The sequence below is a fragment of the Dellaglioa sp. CoH-57-MRSF-19 genome (assembly GCF_056781975.1).
Genome location: NZ_JBXAXW010000115.1, coordinates 1 through 495, shown reverse-complemented (window position 1 = coordinate 495; position 495 = coordinate 1). Strand labels below are relative to the sequence as shown.

Genomic DNA, 495 nt, shown 5'->3' with positions numbered 1-495 from the left:
CAGTGTTGAAGAAGCGCGTGCACGCTTCTACGCGGCAGGCCATACCCCTACATTCAGCGATACTGACTATAGTGGCGTAGCCACGCCTCTGAGTTTCATATGCGGCACTTGCAGGGTTGAGTCGGAGATGCCGGCATCTCGTGTCACCGACAATAAAGGCCAGTGCGGACACTGCGTTAATACGGTAGGAAGTGTGCCTGAAGGTAAGAAGATCATGCGCAAAGGTAGTTTCAAGGAAGCCAAGGCCGAAGCCAAGGCCAAGAACTTGAGACCTCTTTTCGCTAAGACTGACTATGCAGGCAGCGCCAAGATAACGCTGCGTGTGGCGTGTACGTCGTGTGGGCACGAGTTCAAAACGTCGCTGTCCCGCATGCGCTGTATGACTGGTTCGGGATGCGCGAAGTGCAACATAACGAACAGCAGGAGCAAGAAGCTGGTCACTCGCCATGGTGAGTTCACATATTCCGAGGCCTCCGCACGGTACGGTATTAAACG

Annotated in this window: 1 protein-coding gene; it reads left to right on the top strand. The window is 54.3% G+C overall.

Features of this window, described 5'->3' with window-relative positions:
- Positions 1 to 193 precede the first annotated feature (193 nt).
- The coding region (locus AC1RO3_RS08535) for a hypothetical protein (protein WP_481764007.1) at positions 194 to 495 on the top strand (302 nt) is incomplete at its 3' end.